Origin of the sequence: Butyrivibrio sp. INlla14, assembly GCF_900102515.1 — a bacterium.
In the GTDB taxonomy this organism is placed as follows: Bacteria; Bacillota; Clostridia; order Lachnospirales; family Lachnospiraceae; genus Butyrivibrio.
The window spans coordinates 19,249-40,635 of sequence record NZ_FMVS01000015.1; the positions used below are offsets into that span (position 1 = coordinate 19,249).

Below are 21,387 nucleotides of genomic sequence, written 5' to 3' on the forward strand. Positions count from 1 at the left end.
ATTATGGTTACGGGGTTTTTTCTTGCTTTAGTGTGTCATATATGTTGTGTTTAATCCCAATTCAAAAGTGCTATTTATGCGTTTTTTCGTCACTCGCCGTTTTAAAGTATGACACGAAATTAGAAAAAAGTATGACACGAAAATAGGGCTAGCCATTTCTGACTAGCCTCTTTCAGATTCTGATTAATCTTTGGTGTCTAGCAACTTTGATGAAAACATACAGAAATTCTACACACTATTCATTTCTGCTTATTTTTTGGTCTACAATTTTCTTAAAGACTAAGCCTGTAATAAATGCATCATATGCTGCTCTATGCGCTAAAGAATCATCTCCTATACCGTAATACTCTGCTAAAGTAGACAATTTATAGTTTTCAACATCATATTCTTCTACTGGAACTGTATATCCAAGCTCTGGATTGAAAACTTTACTACGTGGCGAAGTAAGTATTTTTTTAGCAAGATCTATTGTGTCATAGTATTTGGTTTTGAAACCTCTATACTCAGCACCAGCATAATGAAGAAACTCCAAATCAAAGTTCAAATTCTGACCTACTATACTATAACCTTTTATAAAGTCTGAGAAGCTCTTTATTACTTCTTCTATAGAGGGTGAATTTTGTACCATGTCATCGTAAATGTTATTTTTTGAGCTAGCTGCCTTAGGAATCTTGATTCTCGGGTTAACAAGCGTTTCAAATTTCTCAACCGCTTCCCATTTTTCAAATCTAATTGCCGCCAATTCAACTATCTTGTCATTTTTTCCATTTAGGCCAGTCGTCTCTGTATCAATCACTACAAAATTACCAAGTTTATCATAATTTGTTCTAACGGTAACATTTGTATAATGAACTTTTTCAAATTGTTCTACATTATTTATTGTTTTTTTCTCCAAGACAATCTCACTTGGTGGAATACTATTAAATGCCTCTACATCAAAAGTAACTTTTTTATTTGGAGATTCCTTGCACCTAGGCTTATGACTTTCATTATTAGTTCCAATATTCCTATTAAAAGGAGCATTAGAAATATTCTGAGAATCATAATCCAATGCATTTAAATAACTCTTTTTATAAGCCTTTATTACCTTATTGTGTTTAATATCTATAACAACCATATAAATAACTATGGCAAAAGTAATTAGTGTCAATGGAACATTATCAATCCCCACCATTATTATTTCCACTATCACCCAAAACCACGCCTGCAAATAAAAAGGATATTTAGTTGGTTTTCCGCAATTGATGCAATAATGCGTAAGCAACTTATTATTATATCCACAGTCCTTACATTTCATATAAATGTTCCTCATCAAAACTAACTCCAATAATTCTTTATTATGTTGTTACATTATATCATATATATATAATCGAAATATAATCTTGCTATTAACTTATCGGTAATTATGTATGGTATAATCAATGATAGTAGTTGATTTTTCAGTTACAATACATATATTCTTTGGAATTGACTCTACATGACAATTGTAGTAACATGATTATGCGGAAACGCATTAAAAGTGATTAAAAGTTGTATTGGCAAAGCGAAACCCTCGATGTGGCGACATCGAGGGTTTCTTGCTCTTTAGAGCGAGCTGCACTCAGGCTAGTGCCGTGTTAATTATCTCTGTCCAGCCATTTGCAAATATAGTTGGCGACTATACTTGCCATTACAGAGATAGCAAAAGTGATTAAAAGCTGCATTGACTGCCTCACCTCCTTTCTGCTGGAGGGACACGGCTTTTCTACCATAACACAGTCAAAGAAGTAAAACAATCACGAATTGCTTGCTACAATAAATAGAGTCAATGGTTGATAATACTTGTATTTTTTGACTTTAGATAAAGAATCTGTTTTCAATCCTATGACACGGAAATATGTAAGACGTGCTACATATGAAAAGCCCCGGAAAATCTTTATGACTCTCCAGGGCTTTCAACTATGATATGAACAAGAAATATCACTGTGTTATTTCAGTATATCCAAATGTATTAGCAAGTGCAGTAAATCCAACAAATCCGTTTATGGCAATTCAATTTCCACTACTTCAGCGTTTTCGTAGTCGCTGGTTCTTATGAAGAGAGATCTGATTTCTGAAGTATCTATGATTCTCTGGAAGCAGGATGATGATGCACCTTTTTTCATTGAATCATCTGTAAAATATGATGAACCTCCATTTGATAGATACATGTAATTGGAGCCATCCTTAAGGCCAAGTCCTGAAAACATAGGAATTCCGTTACAATCTTCAATCTGCTGAAGGCTTCCATCTATTTTGTAATTAACAATAATTGAGATAGGTGTCACTTCAATGGTTTCAATGGTGCACTCTGTTCCAGGAACAGCCTTGTTAACCTCAATTGTCTTGGCGTTGCTGACTGTAGGAAGATTCAGATCAAAGTTCCATTTGCCCTCCACGGAAGGAACAAACTCACATTTATCTGCATATATTCCAAGCTCCTGAAACTCTACATGAAGAGTCTTTCCAAGCAAAGTGTCTGATGCATCCGCTGTAGAGATCATTAGATTATACTCAAGGTTGCCATTCTCATCCACATAACGGAGCTTTAGCTCTCCATTTTCTGTAAATTCCATAGGTGAGCCATCTTCATATACTGCCATGCCCTCTTCATTTGGATAAGTTCCATCAAAAAAGCTGCTTGTGCCATTTATATAATAGGACTCTGCACCAGAAGCATCTGTTAAATTATAAGTGAGCTCTGCACCGGGTTCTTCCATTTCGTTTACATTAAGGCCTTGAACCTTAAATGAAATAAATGCGTAGTGAGAATCAGCAATTACAGTCTCAGGAGCAATTGAAACACCCTGATCTGTGACCTGATAGGAAGAATAATCTGTTTTTTCTGGGTAGACAACCGCCTGCCCCTGTTCAGTCAGAGTCTGTTGCTGCTGGCTTGTAGATCTGACAATTCCATTCATTCCTCGTCCCCAGAAATGGCGGATTGCCGCTGCGGCAGTAACTGTGGCTGCCGCAAACAAGGCAATGCCTATGCATGCTGCCAGTGGAAAGCTCTTTTTGATATGAACAATAGTTCCGCTATTAGAACTATTATATGTATTTGCTATTATCTTATCGTCAATGCCGTTCATTGCCTGTAATAAGTCTTCTGCTCTCATGATGCTAAATACCCCTCCTTTTCCAATCTGCTCTGCAATTTCTTACGAAGCCTGCTAAGTGTAACGGTGACATTATGCCTGGTCATTCCATATTTTCTTGCGATACTAGAAATATCTTCAGCATAGAAATATCTGCTTGTAAAAATATATGCATCCCTTTGCCCAAGTTCATTTACAAATGTCCTGATTATATTGGATAATTCGTTTCGCAGCACGGAATGCTCAACGTCGTTGTTATCAGGAATGCATTCATCAAGTTCTTCTAATATTTCATTAACAACTCCGCCGCCCCGCCTTACTCTTTTACTTGCGTAGAACATATTTAGTGCCAAATCTCTGGCAATCTTCCCAATAAATGCCCTTAGGATCAATGGTTTTGCTGGAGGAATTCTTTTCCACATTTTCATATATGTGTCGTCAAGGCATTCCTCAATGTCCTGAGCATTTTGCAATATGTTCTTAACTATTGTTTTGCAGTATTTCCCGTATTTTAAGTCTGTTTCCTCTATAGCTCTTTCATCCCGCATAAAATACAGGTTTATTATGTCTTCGTCTTTCATACGTGCTCCCTTCTTGGTTTTTGTAAGCGCCTTACACCTATATAGCCAAGAAATAATTAAAAAAGTCACATCATAAATGCAATTTTTTATTATACTGCTAAAATGGAATCGAAAAAGACTCCACCAAGATGTTTCAAGCATCCTGATGGAGTCCTTTTATTCTTTCCGTGAATTCTTTTTACTTATTTATCCCACTTTGTGTGAGCGCCCTTTACTTCTGGGAGCTGTTCAAGGTTTGAGCAGATAGTCTCAAGCTGCTCGTATGAGCCGTCCTCAACTGTGAATATGAAGAAGCCTTCGTAAGGGCGTGCCTTATAGCTTGCGTCTGAAACGCTCTCTACTGAAGCTACAGCGCTGCTGATATCAACATTCTCATCGTTAAATTCAACAACGAATTCATTCTCTGTCTCAAGCTCGATCTGTGACTCAACAAAGTTAGTTCCGCAACCTGTAAGCAAAAAGCTTCCCATAAATACTGATGCAACAAGAAGTTTAATGTTTTTCATAAATATTATCTCCGTCTAAACAAATTCTAAAAAATTTATTAACTGTTTCTGATGAGGGACAATATATCAAATACTTTTTTACTTGTAAATAGATAATTCAAAAAAACAAAAATTCACTTATGGCAGGAAAAAATGAAACAAAAAGCCTTCCAGGATTCATGGGATTAGGGAGCAATTTACCAAGAAGAAATGTGTACTACGGAAACTAAAATTTTTCAGGCAGTTTACAAGTATGCAGATACCTTTATCTTTAAGAAAACAAATTTTACGCGATTATCTTTCATAAAATCCTTGACATTTTGTTAGTCGTATGCAACAATCCTTGTTAGCTTTTGCTAACAAGTTAATAAAGGAGGAATGACATGAAAAGACAAATTTTATCAGTACTTACAGCGCTTGTAATGACAGCAAGCGTTACAGCATGTGGAGCATCTTCCACAGTAGAAAACATAGATGAAAAAGCAATCACTTCTGAGAGCCCATCGGCTGAAGCTACAAATGGCGATGCCAGCGATGTTTCTTTTCCCTTAACTATAGAGCATGCTCTTGGCTCAGTAACTATCGAGGAGAAGCCTGAAAACGTGGTTGCAATTGCCTGGGGAAATCCTGATGTTCCTCTTGCTCTTGGAATTGTTCCAGTTGGCGTATCAGAGGCAAACTTTGGACCAGTTGATGAGAATGGACTTCTTGCGTGGACAGCCAAGGGCTTTGCTGATCTTGGAGTAGAAAGTCCTAATGTATTTGATGATACAGATGGATGGGACTACGAAGCTATCGCAGATTGCAATCCTGATGTTATCCTTGCAGCTTATTCAGGACTTAGCAAAGAAGATTACGACAGACTTTCTGAGATTGCCCCTGTAGTTACATATCCTAGCGTTGCCTGGGCTACAACATGGCAGGAAGAAACAGTTAACGACGCAGCTGCCCTTGGCCTTGAGGCAGAAGGAAAAGCTCTTGTTGAAAATACAGAAAAGCTCATTCAGGAAAAGCTAAGCGCTTACCCAGATCTTGCTGGCAAGAAGGTTGGATTCTTCTGGCTTAGCGAGGATGACCTTGGTTCTTTCTATATTTATACAAACAATGATCCAAGAGCTGCTTTCCTTGGAGATCTTGGTCTTGAAACACCTGAAAGCGTACTTAATCTCATAGAGGATGAGGATGCTTTCTATGTAACAGTAAGTGCAGAGAACGCAGACCTTTTAGATGATGTGGATATCATCATTACATATGGCGAGGAGTCACTTATAACTGCAATGCAGAATGATGGAAGATTCTCAAAGATTCCTGCAGTTAACAACGGGGCCTTCGTATTACTTGATTCAAATGAAGTTCTTGCAGCAGCAAGCACACCAACTATTCTTTCCATACCTTATTGCATTGATGATTATCTGAAAGCGTTAAATGATGCAGCAGAAAAGATACAGTAAATCAAAAATCTTAATATTTTTAGTCGCAGAAATTATCATTGTGGCCCTGAGCGTTCTATTCTCTATTGCTTATGGCAGTAAGAATATTCCGCTAAAAGATGTGGCACACTACCTTCTAACCATTGGAAAAAGCAGTGACTCTTTTGAGGCTGCAGTTATATACGCCAGGATACCAAGAACTGTCTTTGGCATTCTGGCAGGTTCTGCCCTTGGAATATCAGGAGCACTTATGCAGGCTATCACTAGAAATCCTGTTGCTGATCCAAGTATTCTTGGCGTAAACACAGGTGCTTCTCTTATGGTGGTTATTGGAATTGCCTACCTTAATATTTCATCAGGACTTGGCCTTATTGGTCTTTCTTTTGCAGGAGCCATACTGACTGCGCTGTTTGTATATGGGATAGCTTCCTACGGATTTGGAGGCGCAAGTTCTCTTAAGCTTGCCTTATCGGGAGCTGCAGTCAGCACTGCTCTTGGAGCCCTGGTCAATACAATAATGCTCCCAGACTCACAGGTCATGAAGGAATTTCGTTTTTGGCAGGTTGGAAGTATCGGCGGTGCTACCTGGAGTGACATAAAGCTTGTGGTGCCATTTGTCATTGTGGGAATAGGTATGTCTTTTATCATGGCATCTCCCCTAAATGCAATGGCTCTTGGAGATGAAATGGCTGTATCCCTTGGTGTCAAGGTTGGTCTTGTCAGAGCCTTCTCTGCTCTGGCCGGAGTTATGCTCTGCGCTGTGATCACAGCAATTGCAGGTCCTATCGGCTTTGTGGGCCTTATGCTTCCGCACCTTATAAGGCAGCTCCTTGATAACGACATGCGGCTCATAATCCCCTTTTCAGCCCTTGGCGGTGCAGGGCTGCTTGTCATTTCTGACGTTTTGGGAAGAGTCCTTGGACGGCCGGGAGAACTGGAAGTTGGAATAATAACCGCCATTTTGGGCGCACCAGTATTTATCTGGATCGTGTGGAAAAGTAAAGCAAAGAGTATGTGAGAAATACTATCAAATGAACAATACAGAAAGATATATCAAGAAAATATATAAGAAATCTTACTACCAGAACCTTTTTTGTGCAGGAGTTCTGCTACTTGTCATAGTAGTTCTAGGAATCCTTATGATGACTCTTGGAAACACAAACTACTCCCTCTTAGAGGTGATAAGGGTTCTTGGCAGTAAGGGAACATCTGGAGCGGCCTACACCATAAAGACCTTAAGGCTACCCAAGCTGATAGTTGGAGGCCTTGCCGGTTTTTCTTTTGGAATTGCAGGTCATACCTTTCAGAGCCTTCTTAGGAACCCTCTGGCAAGTCCAGACATTATAGGAATTACATCAGGTTCCTCTGCGGCTGCTGTCTTTTGCATTCTGATCCTGGGGATCAGCGGGCCTTTCGTATCAGTCTTTTCAATAGCGGCAGGTCTTTTGATCACAGCGCTGATATTTGTGCTCTCAGGTAGAGGTAATGCCTTTGGAACCAAGATGATTCTCATAGGTATAGGAATGCAGGCTGCTTTAAATGCACTTATTTCCTGGATGCTGCTTGTTGGCTCAGAATATGATGTTGGAACAGCACTCAGATGGCTAAGAGGAAGTCTTAACTCTGTTACAGTTTCAGACATCCCAATGATCCTTGTGACTACCATTATCTGCGGAGGGCTTCTTATTATCTGTAACAGATACCTCAGGATCATGCAGCTTGGGGATGAATATGCTACAGCTCTTGGCGCTCCTTTAAATCTTGTCAGGATCTGCTGCATGGTATGTTCTCTTTTCCTAACCGCTGTCGCAACTGCAGCAACAGGACCTATCGCGTCCATAGCTTTTTTGTCTGGCCCAATTGCAGTAAGGCTTACCAGAAATGGCAAGAATGCACTGATAGTTGCAGGTTTTATTGGAACAATCCTTGTATATGCCGCAGAGCTTGCATCCAAGAACCTATTTACAACCAAGTACCCGGTAGGCGTTGTCACAGGAATCCTCGGAGCTCCGTATTTACTGCTGCTCCTGCTGCGCCTTAACAAGAAGGGAGAAAAGATATAATGAATTTTTCTGCAGAAAATATATCTGTCGGTTACGAAGACAGAACAATAATAAATGATCTTGATATCACGATTCCTGAGGGAAAGTTTAGCGTTATCATAGGCCCCAACGGATGTGGAAAGTCAACTCTTTTAAAGAGCTTTGCAAGACTCCTAAAGCCCCAGAAGGGAAACATTATGCTGGATGGCAAGTCAATTTATGAGATTCCAACTCTCTGCCTTGCCCGTCAGATCGGTCTTCTCCCTCAGTCACCACTTGTTCCAGGCAGCATTACTGTGGCTGACCTTGTTTCAAGAGGGCGCTTTCCATATCAGAACTTTTTAGGCCAGCTTACAAAAGCTGACTACAGTGCCATATCAGCGGCCATGGAAGCCATGGGCATTTTAGATCTTGCAGATAAGCCTGTTGAATCTCTTTCAGGAGGGCAACGCCAGAGAGTGTGGATTGCACTGGTCCTTGCTCAGGATACAGATATACTGCTTCTTGATGAGCCTACAACTTATCTTGATATTGCTTATCAGGTGGAAATTCTTGATTGTCTTGAAAGACTTAATCAGGTAAAGAAAACGACTATAGTTGCTATCCTGCATGATATCAACCTGTCTATCAGATATGCAGATCACATTTTTGCCATGAAGGACGGAAAACTCATAGCAGAAGGTGCTCCAAGGGATATCATCACTCAGGATCTCATGAAAAAGATATACGGTCTTGATTGCTCTATAATCACAGACCCTGAGACTTTGGAACCTTATATTATCCCCAGGAGCAGCGTTATAAAAATTGCCTGCTGATCAAACCTTTTCAGGTTCTGGATAAGAAACACCAAAGGTTTCTACAGTAACTGTTTTCATAACCTGATCATTTACAGGACGGTCACTCCAGTCAGTGTCTGTCTCTGCAATCTTGTTTACAACTTCCATACCCTCTATAACTTTACCAAAGGCTGCGTAATCTCCATCGAGATGAGGAGCCTTTTTGTGCATGATAAAGAACTGAGAGCCTGCTGAATCAGGGATGTTAGTTCTAGCCATAGAAAGAACTCCCTCAGTGTGCTTGAGGTCATTCTTGAAGCCATTTGATGAAAACTCACCCTTGATCTCGTAGCCTGGGCCGCCCATTCCTGTGCCTTCTGGATCTCCGCCCTGGAGCATAAAACCTCTGATAACTCTGTGGAAAATAAGTCCATCATAGAAATTCTTGTTGATAAGTGAAATAAAGTTATTAACTGTGTTTGGCGCGATTTCTGGATAAAGCTCAGCCTTTATAACATCGCCGTTTTCCATTGTAAATGTAACTACTGGGTTCTGTGCCATTATAATTCCTCCTTAGAAAAGACCGTTTTTGAAGTCAGTTCATTATAGCATATCTTGGAAGTCATTATTTTAGTTTTATTTAATATCATTCATGCTTCTATTCTATCTGATCTCCGAATACGAACTGAAGCCGGCGAAAAGCGTGCCGCTATTGATGTGACTGATGCACAAATCAATAATTCCAGTTCTTTGCATCACTTAAACTTGACCTAATAATGCAAAACAAGTTAAATCACCACTCTTGCATCATTCTCTAGCGCTTGAGTAATGCACAGATCAATAATTCTAGTTCTTTGCATCACTTAAACTTGGCATAATAATGCAAAACAAGTTAAATCACCACTCTTGCATCATTCTCTAACGCTCGAGTAATGCACAAATCAATAATTCCAGTTCTTTGCATCACTTAACTTGGCATAATAATGCAAAACAAACCTTAATAGTGCCTCCTTACCAGATGAGAACAAAGTGTCGCTTGCGACATTCTCTCGCGAGGTGCACTCATAAAAAGAACCGGCGCAGAATTACTGCACCGGTTCCCATTATTTAGTCTGTAATTACTGTCTGCAAACTGATTAGTTTAAAGTGTAGTCAAAAGAGCTTCCAACCTGGCCAACGCCAATAGAACCAAATTCTACGCTTGATCCGTTTGCGATATGAGCATTCCAGTCAACTGGTGTGATCACATAGTAGTCACCATCAGTCTTAACATTTACGTTCCATGAAGAATCGATGTTGATCTGATTCTTGTTGACCTTAAGTGTCCAGCTGTTAACATCACTTCCTGTGCTGTTAACGATCTTGTAGGTTACCTGATATCCTGAACCCCAGCTGTTGATAGAGTATTCAAGCTCAAGTCCTGAAGCAACAGGAGTTGGTTCTGGCTGTGGCTCTGGATCTGTCTGACCCTGATTTGGATCTTCCTGCTGGCCCTGGCCACCTTCTGATGAGCCGCCGCCCTGCTGTGATCCAGCTTCAGTCTTTTCAAACTGCCACTGCTGGTTAGCACCACCATTGTATGTCCACTGTACTACATTTGTGCCATCAGCTGTCTTCTTCTCATAGATATCAAGATACTTGCTGGCATTTGAGCACTTTGTACCAATAGTGTATACACCGCTTGTTGAAGTTGTCTTAACGATGAACTGCTGAGCATCTCCGCCATATCCCTGATATGTTCCGATATTAGCTTCGTCAACATCTTCGCCATTAGCAACATCAAGCATGATATTTCCAAGAGCACTTGTAAGTGTGATGTAACCATCACCCTTATTTGTCACATACCACTTCTGACCATCAACACCTGTTCCTGTGCTGATAACTACGCTGTTCCATCCATCTGCCTTGTTGCCTTCAACTGTAAGGTACTTCTGTGACATAGGATTCTTAATGTAGTACCAGCCATCTGCAATATTTGCAGTAGCATTCTCATTTACAACTGGTGAAGGTGTTGGATCTGGATTTGGGTTAATCTCAGGTGTTGTTGATCCGCCACCTGCTGTAGGCTGTCCAAAGGTTTCTGTATAAGCCTGGATTACCTTATTGTAAGCCTGCTTTGGACTTCCTGGTCTTGAGAAGAGAAGTGGAGCTGAGTTGTCAATCCATGTTGTCTGATCTGAAAGTCCCCACCAGGTAATACTTGTGATCTTACCGCCACTCTTCTTTACATTGTTAATGTTCTTAAAGAGATTATATGCATAGTTAGCCATATCGGAATCACCCTTGTTGGTGATATCCATCTCTGTGATCTGTACTTCAAATCCTGCATTTACAAATGACTTAAGTGCTGTTGTGTAGTAATCAACTGAAGGGAATCCGGTTCCAAGGTGAGACTGCATACCAACACCTGCACAAACCTTCTTACCCTGGTTAATGTAGTTAACAAGCTTGATTACGTTGTTAACTTCCATGTATGTGTTGTAATCGTTGTAGAAGAGCTTAACTGAATCTGTGAGCTTAAAGTACTCAAGAGTCTCATAAGCGTAGTTAAATGCCTTCTTTACATAAGGAGCATTTGTTCTGTTGTTGCCATAAACTGCTTCCCAGCCAGAGTTGTTAGCGTGGATAACTTCGTTGGCAACATCCCATGCATATACAACTGATCCATACTGGCTGTTGTATACATGGTTCATAACCGTCTTTACATACATCTCAAGACGCTTGTCCATTGTTGACTGATTTACAAATCCGCCATTTCCTGAATAGCCATTTCTAAAGAACCATGATGGAGTCTGTGAATGCCATACAAGTGTGTGAGCTCTCATCTTAAGGCCGTTCTGATAGCAGATCTTCATAACTTCATCAACTGTATTGAAGTTGATCTGAGGAACGTACTGCTCGCTATATCCATCTGGAATGTAGTAGCCTCTGCTCTTAGCATCGTTTACAGAGATAAGCTTTGCAGAGCCGCCAAGAAGAGCATCTGGCTTCATCTCATTCTCAAGTGTGATTGAGTTGTAATGTGTCTTAAGGAATGCAAGCTGGCTTGCATCTCTAAGCTGATAAAGATTGATACATGTTCCTGAATAGCCATACTGAGCGCCATAGGTGTTGCGAAGGTTAGCTTCTACAACCTGTCCCTGATTTCCTGTGTTGCCCTGGTTGCCGCCCTGATTTCCGCCCTGGTTTCCACCCTGGTTGCCACTCTCAGATGAGCCTGATCCCTGGCCCCATGAAAGGTAATCAAGATATGCATCCCATGTTCCATCATCAGATGTAATTGTAAGTTCTACGTTCTGAACTCCTGTGCCATGAGTTACTCCCTTAAGAGTAAACTCTGCAGGATACTCATCGCCATAATAGAAGGTTCCCTTCTCTTCTCCGCCAATCTTAAGAACAACCTTGGCCATTGTGCTGTTATTAGAGCAAGCACGAAGAGTTACGTCATGTGTTCCATAAGCAAAGTACTGATCAAAGCTTACAGTATCGCCGTTAGCATAAAGAGCTACACCATCAAATGGGCTGCTGATAAGACCTGCATACTCGCCAGATCTTGTCATTGATTCGCACTCAACCTTGCTAACGTTCTGAGAAGCTTCGTTTCCACCCTGGTTGTCACCCTGATTGCCTTCGTTGCCGCCTGCAGCTTCACCAGTTGCAGATGCTTTCCAGTAATCGAACTCAAAGTTTCCATTGAATACGAAGCAGATGTTCTTGACACCTGATACATTCTTCATTGTGCCAGTAAAGTCTGCGTTCTTGCCATTTGTGTTTGAAAGGTTGATTGTTCCAAGAAGGTTTCCTGAAGGGCTATTTTCTCTAACCTGAACAGTACCTGATCCTCTGCTGTTTACGTTAACAGTGATAGAGCCAAGTCCCTTAGAGAAGTTAACTCCCTTAACCTTTGTGTAATCGCCATTTGAAATACTTCCAACCCATGCTACTCCATCGCCATTACCAGAAACAGTAATGCCGCTCTGAGTGAACATTGTCTCAGCCTGCACTGCCTCATATGGGTTAACGTATGAAAGCTGTGATACACCAGACATTGTAGGTGTAAGTGCGCTGATCTTGCCGCCTGATACATTGATCTTATCAATCTGAGTTGTTCTGTAGCCAAGGCTCTTTCCGATAACCTTAGACTCTACAGATCTTGTATGATAAGCCATGTAGTAGCTGCCCTTGAACTCAAAGATCATGTGATGGTTATTACCTGTTGAACCTGAGAAGAATACTCCAGGGTTCTTCATGATCTCGCCCTGATATGTGAAAGGTCCCATAGGGCTTGAGCTTGTCATGTACTCGATTGCTGCGTTATTGAAACCATTTGCGCAGTTCCAGTTAGAGCAATATGAGTAATAATATGTATTTCCAATCTTATTGATTCCTGAATCTTCGAAAAGATAAGGAGCATCAATTGTTACAGCAGAGCCTGAAACAGAAGTCATGTTGCTTCCAAGCTTTATAACTCTTGCTGTCTTTGGATGTGCAGCCTGTCCATTTGGAACGCCACCACCAAAGTAAAGATATCCAGTTCCATCTGAATCTACCAGTACAGCAGGGTCAAACATCCAAACAACTCCGCTTGCTCCTGGTGTTCTTCCATCTACAAGTGCTCTTCCGTTAGGATCTGACCAAGGTCCTGTAGGTGAATCAGCTGTCAAAACGCCGATGCCGCCACCGCTGTTTGCAAAATAAAGGAAGAACTTGTCTTTTCCATTAATCTTTTTGGTTGCAAGACATGGAGCCCATGAATTTGAAGCCCATTTAGCTGCTCCGCTGCTGCCTGCAATCTTGAAGCTGCCATGGTCTGTCCAGTTGACCATATCTTTGGATGAATAGCAGTTCAATGTGTTGATCTTACCGTAAGTGTTCTCGTTGTTGCCTGCAAATTCCTGAGTATCATTAGTGGTATAAACGTAAACTGTATCGTTATACACAAGTACACCAGGATCTGCGCCATAATTCTGTGTTACAAGCGGGTTATTCTCGTTGTCAGCCTTAACATAGCTGCCATTTACGACAGAGGCCGCCTGTACATCCACACTATTTCCGATAACTGCTCCCCCAAACAGCATGAGACATAGTGCCAATGCTATACGCTTTTTCATACTTGACCCCTTTCCATATACAATTTGTGCAACTGCTCGAGCACCCTCATTCTAACAATTCTACATAGGATAGACTTCTCATTAATTGCGCCTTTATTAACTATTATTGCGAATTTTGTAACATTTTGCTTAATATTTTCTCCGTTTCCATAAAACGATACACATTTTCGTAATTTTACCTCAAAAATTCATCATAGTTTCCACAACTTTTATGCACTAATTCTATTTTTAAAAAAGCAAAAGCCGCAAAAGATACTAATTATTTCTTTCTCTTGCGGCTTATAATAATATTTGTTTGAATTCTATGTTCAATTGGCAAAAATTACATTTTTATTACAAAATCAGATTACATTCAGAGGAATCACTTCAGCCAGCCCAAAGGAATATATAAGTACCTCTTTTACCTTCATATTAGTTGTCCTCTCAAGAGCCTGCTTATAAAGATCAAGCTGAATGCTGTATCTGCTCACAAGTTCTCCAGCTTCTTTTACCCTGTCTGTCTTATAGTCCAAAAGAACTATCTCTCCATTTTCCACAAACCAGGCGTCGATAATTCCCTGAATAAGCACCATCTCATCCTCAGGATACTTCTCGTTTAGATCTCTTGCGGAAATCCCCATCATGAAAGGTTTCTCTCTGTATAGATCACCCCTTCTATAGGCTTCTCCCATGCGCTTCCCAAGGTCGGTCCTTAAAAAAGCTTCGATATCAGGGCTGTATACGCAGGATAGGTAGTCTTCTGGAATCATGCCTTTTTTTACCTGCTGACCCATCCAGGCGTAGATGCGCTTGGCAACTGGAGTTACTTTTTGTCCGCCCTCTGCGTCAGTTCTTGCACGTTCCATGAAATCTTCATCCCCGTAGATTTCCTTATCAAGAATCTCCATAACTCTGTGGTAGGCGGTACCTCTGTCAGCGCCGGTGAGCTTTTTCTCTTTTTCCTTCGATAGCTCTTTGGCTGCGATCTCAGAATCTTTCTCTGTCCTATCTGCATCTCTTGAATTTACTGAAACTTCAGCATCTTCTGATAATTCTGTGTCTCTCGAGTGTTCAATAAATTCAACCTCTTCTGCCTCAGTCACAAAGGTTGCTACATTTGCAAAGGCCTCACCCATCTCCTCCAGCTTATGCTTTTTAAGCTCCGTAACTGTAGTCTTTGTAAAAAGGCCCTTCAGATTCTCAAAGGCATATTTAGATTCAAATTTCACTTTTAGCCTGTCAGCTATTTCCTCATCAAAGCTAAGGATATTATCCTCCAGCTCTTTTTGCCTGTTAATGCCAAGCATATCACTTGTCAGGATGTCCGCTATGATATCCTCATCATTTAAGAAAATAAAGTTAAAGGCTGTGTCTGCACTGGTTTTATCTATGTATTCAGAAAACTGCTGCGGAGCAAAGCCAAGCCTCTGCGCTGCATCAGCAAAGGAAGGATGCCTTACAAGTGCTGATAATATTAGGTCAAAATAGCTGCCTGCTCCCGCCCTTACAGAATAAGGAAGAAGTCTGTCATCTCCAGCAAGCACAGGAAGTTTCTTGACTACTCCTCCAATCTTATCAAAAAGATTTTTAACAGAAGCCGTTAGGATCAGCTTGTCCTTGGCTCTTGTCAGGGCAACATATAAAACCCTAAGTTCCTCTCCAAGGCTATCTAAGGTCATCTTGTCTGCGATTATGAGTCTCTTAAGAGTGTCGTACTTTACTCTTAAATCCGGATCAATGCATTTAACGCCAATTCCAAGATCCATATCAGCAATAAGATCCCCCTTAGTATCCATGCGGTTAAAACTCTTGGTAAGGCCCGATACGAAAACTACCGGGAACTCCAGGCCCTTACTCTTATGAATACTCATAATGCGGACTACGTCAGCGTTTTCATCTATTATTCCGGCTTCGCCATAGTCTACCTGCACGAAACGCATGTGCTCAATGTATCTTACAAAGTGAAAGAGTCCCTTAAAGCTTGTCTTTTCAAAAGAAAAGGCTCTTGCAAGAAGCTGATCGATATTAGCCTTTCTCTGGTTGCCACAGGGCATGGCAAGGCAGTAATTGTCAAAGCCTGTCTTTTCAATGATATACTCAAGAAGCTCATGAACAGGAGTGTATACGGATAATGTTCTTAAATCTTCAATAAAATCAATAAAGTCTTCCGCTTTATCAAGCACTTCTTCGCTTCCTGCAAGTGTCTCCCTGTTCTCTCCATCTCCGGCTTCCACTATCTCTTTTATCCCATAGTAAAAAGAATCCTCTAAGCAGGCTCTTTCGTCGGAATCTGCAAGCACACGAAGCCTTGCAAGTTCCTGATCATCAAAGCCTCCGATAGGGCTGTGCATTACACTAACTAATGGGATATCAAGGCTTGGGTTATCCACAATTGCAAGAAGATCCAGTAGAACTGAAACCTCGTAGGCATCAAAGTAGCCGCTCTTTGACTCAATATAAGCAGGTATTCCCTGCTCTTCCAAGACTTTCTTAAAGGTATCATCCCATCCAGACACAGATCTTAAGAGTATGACGATGTCCTTGAATCTTATAGAAGAATCCTCTTTCATCAGCTTATGTATGCGCTCTGCTATAACAAGGGCTTCTTTTTCCTTGGGATCATAATCTGCAAGAAGGTCATTGTCACTGGCGCTGTCAAACATTATAAGCTCAGGAGTTATATCAAATCCGGCCTCTTCGCATTTGGCGCCTGGAACAAGTCTTGCATCCTTGTCGTAATCTACGCTTCCAAGGTCAGTGCCCATGATCTTCTCAAAGATATAGTTGGTGGCAAAAAGGACTTCTTTCCTACTTCTAAAGTTCATGTGAAGGTCAATTCGTCTGTCTTTTGCCCCAGCATCCTTACTATAGGTAGAGAGCTTTTCCATGAAGATCTCAGGCCTTGCAAGACGGAACTTGTAAATACTCTGCTTGACATCGCCAACCATGAATCGCTCAGACTTATCAGGGGTCTCGCCTGAAATAGATTTTAGGATAAGCTCCTGAACGTTGTTACTATCCTGATACTCATCGATCAACACTTCTTTGTAGTAATCCCTGTACTCAAGAGCTACTGCAGAAGCTGTGCACATGTCTATTATTTCCTGGCAGGACTTGCCCTTAGTTTCTTCCTCTGCCGGATGGTCCACCAGTATCTGCAGAGCAAAGTGCTCCATATCTGAAAAATCTATGAGCTGACGTTCTCTCTTTTTCTCGTCAAAGAGCTGTTTGTACCTGATAGTCAGACGGCATAGCTCTTTAACCGCTCTGTCGCAGAGTTTCATCTGGTCAAGTATTGTTTCTGAAGGAAGAGCAAAATAGGTCTCTACCAGCTTACCCAGGTCATCCTTGACACTGCTACGAAGGTCCTTGACGTACTCTCTTTTATCCGGATTTACACTATCATCCTTCTTGGAAGGAAGCCTTCCGAAGCTGTTTCTGGCAATGCGAAGCCCGTCAAATAGCTGGTCGTAGGTATCATACTTCAAAACCGCTTCAACACTGGCTTTTTCCCCATCAAGCATATCTCCGTACATGTATGGTCCATCGCTCTCACAGCAGATTTTCTCTGCAGCATCGAGGTTTTCCACCATTTCTTTTACCTTGGTTCTGGTCATGTCTATGCAGTCGATAACCCAGTCAAGCTCATCAAAACAGGCTCCATCAAGCTGATAATCTCTAGCTCTTTCGCTGATCCAGTCCTCTGGCCAGGGCATACTCATGGAAAATCTATAGAGAGATGAGATGTAGCTTTCCACCTTTTTGTCGTTGCTGCCTGTACTAAAGTAGTCCATGCAAAAGAGAAAGTCGCTGCCTTCTCCTTCCTCTTTTGCCCTTGCATACTCCTCTTCCAGCATTTCCTGCATCACATCTTCCTGCAAGAGCCTTAGTTCTCCGTCATCTCCAACTCTAAAGGAAGGATCGACCCCTATTGCATTGAAGTTATTTCTAAGAACATATTGGCAAAAAGAGTCAATTGTTGTTATCTGGGCATTGTGGATAAGAGTTTCCTGTTTCTGAAGGTGCTTATTATCTGGCTCTTCCATGAGCTTTTTCTGTATAGCCGCTGTTATCTTTTCCTTCATCTGGGACGCTGCTGCCTTGGTAAAGGTAACTACCAGAAGGTGGTCGATATCGCACCCTTCAAGCACCATCTGGATTATGCGCTCTACCAAAACAGCGGTCTTGCCTGAACCCGCTGCTGCCGATACCAATATGTTACAGTCTCTTGCATCTATGACTGATTGTTGTTCATCTGTAAAACTTATCCCCATTGTGGTAAATCCGCCTTAATTATTTCATTCTGCACTGTCACTTGTTTTTTCCTCAAAAAGCTCTCTGATATTCTCAAGAGCCCTGACTCCAGCCTTCTCAGACAAATCAAGCTTCCTTGTCTTGTACCCTGAAAGCCTCTCGTCATAGCCGCATATTCCCTTGTACTCGCAGAAAGTACAAGAGTTTCTATCCCCAGATTCGTATGGGTTTACTGCGATATCTCCATTTAAGATCCGGCGCCCAAACTCTTTTATCTTGGTATTTACGTACCTTGAAACCAGCTGGTAATCTCCACTTGATATAGTGGAGGAATTAGCGGTAAGTCCCCCGCTCTTGGTGTAAGCAACAGGAATTATGTCAGACTTTGAGGAAAGTCCCTCATCAAGCCTCTGGATAACATCATCGCTGTCAGAAACAAGTCCTGTCATCTTAAGTTCGTTCTTGATGGCCTCGTTGATTTCCTCAGGGCCCATGCCCTCTTTTCCATCAACCATAGGGTCATCTACATGGTAATAAAGAACTGCTGCCGGAATGACCTCTTTTCCACCAGATAACTTTTTCTGGGCTGCCACAGCAACGTCCATATACATAACAAGCTGAAGCTGAAGGCCATGGAAAAGAGCTGCCACATTGAATTTCTTTTTGCCTGACTTAAAATCTATTACCTTGACGTAAACATGGTCCTCATCCCTGCAAAGATCTATCCTGTCGATCCTGCCGTGGAGATTCATCTGCTCTCTTATGTGATTCTCCTCATCCTCAGAAAGAGTAATATTGATCTCATCGAGACTTCCGGCTTCTCTAAAGTCCATTTCCACGAAGGCCGGATTAAATCTGCCCTTGCTGATCTGGTACTTGAGAACGCTAACAGTCCTAAGAAGTATTCTGCGGATTCTTTCTATCATGAACTGATTGCGTATATTGCTAAAAAGAATGGTATCTCCATAGTTTTCCACACATTCTGCAAGCGCTTTATCTAGGATTTCCTCTGATTCCTGGCTATTAATACTTCTCCAGTCAAGGTCCTTCTCCATGATCTTAGCGGTATATTTCTCCAAAACTTCATGGAATACATTGCCAAGGTCTGAAACGTCAAAGTCGTACTCCTGCCTCTCCTCCAGCCTTAGGCCATACTTGATAAAATGTGCATAACAGCAGGAGGCAAAAAGCTCAAGTCTGCTGACACTGTTCTCAAGATTTGCACCATAAAGCGTAAGAGCGAGGGCTTTGGATAATGGCTTATTCTCGTAGTGCCTAAAGGCTGCCTCCATAAGCTTTTCAATGTAGGCGTTCTTAGTGGCATCTACATCTCTTAAAACATGCATTAGAGCGTAAAGATTTTTCTTTTCCTCATCAGGAAGAACTCCCAAAGCGTACTGTCTTAGCATGTCTGAGGCGTTTATAAGACTGTCCCCAGCTGCCACGTTCTGTTTTTCAAAAGAGCCCTCCTCCGGCCTTTGGATTTTCAGCTCCGGAAACATATAGGACACCTTAGGAATCAAGTAGGCTGGCCTGTGGGATTTTCCGTCGCTTCCAAGCTCAGAGTATGACAAAAAGAGCTTATCTGTGGGCTTGGTCATGTTCATATAAAGGTAGAGCCTCTGGATGTACATCTGCTGCCTTGGAGTTGGGGCAAGTTCAACGCCTGTTCCAAGGTCCACCAGAAACTGCCTGTCTATGTCAGAGATTATTCCGCCGCCTCCTACATTTGAGGGAATTGCGCCATCCACAACTCCCAGGAAGAACAAAAGCTTTATCTCTTTAAGCCTTGTTCTCTCCATGTCTCCAACTATGATCCTGTCAACATCCTGAGGGATTGTGCCCACCTCAATGTCACCAAAACCAACGTTTAAGATGTCTCTATACTCGGAAAGTGTAATCTCATCTGAGCCAATAAGGTCGCCTATCTGCTCTATGAGCCTTACAACCTTGTCGTAAACCTGTTCAAATTCCTTGGCCTTTCTGGTATCTCCCTTTTCAAGGAACATATCTCTATAGGCAAGGAGTTTTTCGCTGCAGGCATTCTCAGAGATAACAGTTAAAAGAGCTTCCGAAATCTCTTTTGCTGTTGCCTTCCTAACCTTGGTAAGTGGCTGAAGCTGGGTGCTGATGTGGCTTCTCATATCTTCAAGTTTTGCCATTATGGCCACATCGCGTTCTGCCTCAGGGCTTCCCTCTTTTACTTTCTTTTTAAAGCGGGCGGGCATGCGCCTTGAGAATCTGTCGTCCCACTGTTTCTGTCCCTTTATGCCAAGTGCTCTTACGTAATTGTCCAAAAGGTCAGTGTCCTGCCTTGTAAATGAGGTCATACCACTTCTCATATAGTGGAAAACGTCCTCATATTTGTAGCCTGAGATCACGATTCCCAGGGCACTTGTGATGTATTCTATAAATGGATTCAGCATAAGAGCTGTGTTCTGATCTATATACACAGGTATCCCGAATCTGTCAGAAGACTTGGCCAGGAGTTCGCTATATTCCTCAAGGGAGCCGCATACAATGGCGATATCTCTATAGGCATATTTGCCGCTTCTGATGGCGTCAGAGATTTTGATCATGGTCTGGCGCACTTCCGTCTCAGGTGTCTGGGCTTCGTATATTTCAAGGCCTTCCGGCTCTTTGTCATATTTTTTGGCATTATATCTAAATATATTCTCCTCAAGAAAAGATAATGACGGGTTGCCTTCAAGTCTTTTTACATGCTGATCTTTTATTATGATATCCAAAGACCTGTCCCTTAAAGTTCTCCAGGTGTTAAAATCAGGCAGGCTTCCAACGTTCTTCATTTCCTCCTGCTGGATCTTGTACTCCAATCTTTCAAGGTCCATTACTGTCTTTTTGCTCAGCATAAAGAGTTCCTGCTCTTCAAAGGCTGAATCGTAAGGTTTCTCCTTTGGATCAATTGTAACTGTGACAATTATCTCTTTTGCCTGCAGAAGAAGCTTTTCAATAACTCTATACTGAATTGGGGTAAAGCCTGTAAAGCCGTCAAAGACGATGACGCTGCCCTTTAAAAGCTCTGACTTTGGGATTGAGTTGCAGAGTATATCAAGGGTTTCCTCTGTAGTTATATATTTTCCGGAGATATAATTGTGGAATTCTCTGTAGAGAAGGCGCAGGTCCTTTATTTTGCTGTTAAGTGCGCCTCTTGTAGAGCTTTTTTCCTCAAGGACAGAAAGTTCTTTGTCTGTGATTCCATACTGCATAAACTCTGAAATTGTGGACTTAACTTCATCTATGTAGCCCGGTTTGTGCATGTTAGGGCCGATGACCGGGAGTTTGTCCCCAAGAATATCTGATACTCTGCGGAGGATAAGGCTCTTTCCCACATCATCAAGCACAGAAAAAGAGCTAAGGCCTACTTCCTCAAATATTCTGTGAGAAAGTCTGCCAAAGCTCAGTACATCGATGTTCATGATGGCGTGAGAAGGGTGCATTCTGACTACATCCTTCTGCGTCTGCATTGTAAACTGGTCAGGAACTATGATGATAAAATCTCTGTCTTTTTCCTGAAAGCTTCTATCTATGATCTCCCCAAATACTGTGGTGCTCTTGCCTGCACCAGATGCCCCAAAACAAAACCTTAACATTT

The 21,387-nt window shown here is 41.6% G+C and carries 12 protein-coding genes; 4 read left to right on the plus strand and 8 right to left on the minus strand.

All coding sequences use genetic code 11. The features are described 5' to 3' along the window. Positions 1 to 235: 235 nt before the first annotated feature. The 4 genes from BLO53_RS10855 to BLO53_RS10870 form a co-directional block, all read right to left on the minus strand. The gene (locus BLO53_RS10855) at positions 236 to 1,297 is read right to left on the minus strand and encodes a 3'-5' exonuclease (protein WP_176757249.1); all 1,062 of its coding nucleotides are present in this window, start codon (positions 1,295 to 1,297) and stop codon (positions 236 to 238) included. A gap of 724 nt (positions 1,298 to 2,021) precedes the next feature. Beyond that, on the minus strand, positions 2,022 to 3,137 hold the full coding sequence (locus BLO53_RS10860; protein WP_092061367.1) for a hypothetical protein: 1,116 nt from the start codon (positions 3,135 to 3,137) through the stop codon (positions 2,022 to 2,024). Beyond that, positions 3,134 to 3,697, minus strand: a complete 564-nt coding sequence (locus BLO53_RS10865) for an RNA polymerase sigma factor (protein WP_176757250.1) — start codon at positions 3,695 to 3,697, stop codon at positions 3,134 to 3,136. Before BLO53_RS10865 ends, BLO53_RS10860 begins: the two co-directional genes overlap by 4 nt. A gap of 182 nt (positions 3,698 to 3,879) precedes the next feature. Beyond that, positions 3,880 to 4,203, minus strand: coding sequence for a hypothetical protein (locus BLO53_RS10870; protein ID WP_092061371.1), 324 nt, complete (start codon positions 4,201 to 4,203; stop codon positions 3,880 to 3,882). Positions 4,204 to 4,565: 362 nt separating this feature from the next. Here BLO53_RS10870 and BLO53_RS10875 point away from each other — a divergent pair, with 362 nt between their 5' ends. From BLO53_RS10875 to BLO53_RS10890, 4 genes are read left to right on the plus strand one after another with little or no spacing between them, the layout of a single operon-like run. Then, positions 4,566 to 5,633 (plus strand): iron-siderophore ABC transporter substrate-binding protein, encoded by a 1,068-nt coding sequence (locus BLO53_RS10875; RefSeq protein WP_092061373.1) that lies wholly within the window; start codon positions 4,566 to 4,568, stop codon positions 5,631 to 5,633. After that, positions 5,608 to 6,630, plus strand: a complete 1,023-nt coding sequence (locus BLO53_RS10880) for a FecCD family ABC transporter permease (RefSeq protein ID WP_092061375.1) — start codon at positions 5,608 to 5,610, stop codon at positions 6,628 to 6,630. Before BLO53_RS10875 ends, BLO53_RS10880 begins: the two co-directional genes overlap by 26 nt. 13 nt (positions 6,631 to 6,643) lie before the next feature. Continuing rightward, positions 6,644 to 7,675 carry a FecCD family ABC transporter permease gene (locus BLO53_RS10885; RefSeq protein ID WP_092061377.1) on the plus strand — a complete coding sequence of 344 codons (1,032 nt, stop codon included), beginning with the start codon at positions 6,644 to 6,646 and terminating at the stop codon, positions 7,673 to 7,675. Then, on the plus strand, positions 7,675 to 8,469 hold the full coding sequence (locus BLO53_RS10890; protein WP_092061379.1) for an ABC transporter ATP-binding protein: 795 nt from the start codon (positions 7,675 to 7,677) through the stop codon (positions 8,467 to 8,469). Before BLO53_RS10885 ends, BLO53_RS10890 begins: the two co-directional genes overlap by 1 nt. Here the strand turns inward: BLO53_RS10890 and BLO53_RS10895 are convergent, their stop codons facing one another. The 4 genes from BLO53_RS10895 to BLO53_RS10910 all read right to left on the minus strand — a co-directional run bounded on the left by BLO53_RS10895 (position 8,470) and on the right by BLO53_RS10910 (position 21,385). Further along, positions 8,470 to 8,991 (minus strand): peptidylprolyl isomerase, encoded by a 522-nt coding sequence (locus BLO53_RS10895; RefSeq protein ID WP_092061381.1) that lies wholly within the window; start codon positions 8,989 to 8,991, stop codon positions 8,470 to 8,472. Between the two features lie 575 nt (positions 8,992 to 9,566). Then, positions 9,567 to 13,541 carry an endo-1,4-beta-xylanase gene (locus tag BLO53_RS19650; RefSeq protein ID WP_242875364.1) on the minus strand — a complete coding sequence of 1,325 codons (3,975 nt, stop codon included), beginning with the start codon at positions 13,539 to 13,541 and terminating at the stop codon, positions 9,567 to 9,569. 341 nt (positions 13,542 to 13,882) lie between these two features. Beyond that, the gene (addA, locus tag BLO53_RS10905) at positions 13,883 to 17,794 is read right to left on the minus strand and encodes a helicase-exonuclease AddAB subunit AddA (RefSeq protein ID WP_092061383.1); all 3,912 of its coding nucleotides are present in this window, start codon (positions 17,792 to 17,794) and stop codon (positions 13,883 to 13,885) included. Between the two features lie 24 nt (positions 17,795 to 17,818). Then, positions 17,819 to 21,385 carry a PD-(D/E)XK nuclease family protein gene (locus tag BLO53_RS10910; RefSeq protein WP_092061385.1) on the minus strand — a complete coding sequence of 1,189 codons (3,567 nt, stop codon included), beginning with the start codon at positions 21,383 to 21,385 and terminating at the stop codon, positions 17,819 to 17,821. Positions 21,386 to 21,387: the final 2 nt, after the last annotated feature.

Excerpts from the sequence above, each read along its gene's own strand:
- BLO53_RS10855 (WP_176757249.1), bottom strand. The coding sequence starts at position 1,297 with ATGAAATGTAAGGACTGTGGATATAATAATAAGTTGCTTACGCATTAT.
- BLO53_RS10860 (WP_092061367.1), bottom strand. The coding sequence starts at position 3,137 with ATGAGAGCAGAAGACTTATTACAGGCAATGAACGGCATTGACGATAAG.
- BLO53_RS10865 (WP_176757250.1), bottom strand. The coding sequence starts at position 3,697 with ATGAAAGACGAAGACATAATAAACCTGTATTTTATGCGGGATGAAAGA.
- BLO53_RS10870 (WP_092061371.1), bottom strand. The coding sequence starts at position 4,203 with ATGAAAAACATTAAACTTCTTGTTGCATCAGTATTTATGGGAAGCTTT.
- BLO53_RS10875 (WP_092061373.1), top strand. The coding sequence starts at position 4,566 with ATGAAAAGACAAATTTTATCAGTACTTACAGCGCTTGTAATGACAGCA.
- BLO53_RS10880 (WP_092061375.1), top strand. The coding sequence starts at position 5,608 with ATGATGCAGCAGAAAAGATACAGTAAATCAAAAATCTTAATATTTTTA.
- BLO53_RS10885 (WP_092061377.1), top strand. The coding sequence starts at position 6,644 with ATGAACAATACAGAAAGATATATCAAGAAAATATATAAGAAATCTTAC.
- BLO53_RS10890 (WP_092061379.1), top strand. The coding sequence starts at position 7,675 with ATGAATTTTTCTGCAGAAAATATATCTGTCGGTTACGAAGACAGAACA.
- BLO53_RS10895 (WP_092061381.1), bottom strand. The coding sequence starts at position 8,991 with ATGGCACAGAACCCAGTAGTTACATTTACAATGGAAAACGGCGATGTT.
- BLO53_RS19650 (WP_242875364.1), bottom strand. The coding sequence starts at position 13,541 with ATGAAAAAGCGTATAGCATTGGCACTATGTCTCATGCTGTTTGGGGGA.
- addA (WP_092061383.1), bottom strand. The coding sequence starts at position 17,794 with ATGGGGATAAGTTTTACAGATGAACAACAATCAGTCATAGATGCAAGA.
- BLO53_RS10910 (WP_092061385.1), bottom strand. The coding sequence starts at position 21,385 with ATGTTAAGGTTTTGTTTTGGGGCATCTGGTGCAGGCAAGAGCACCACA.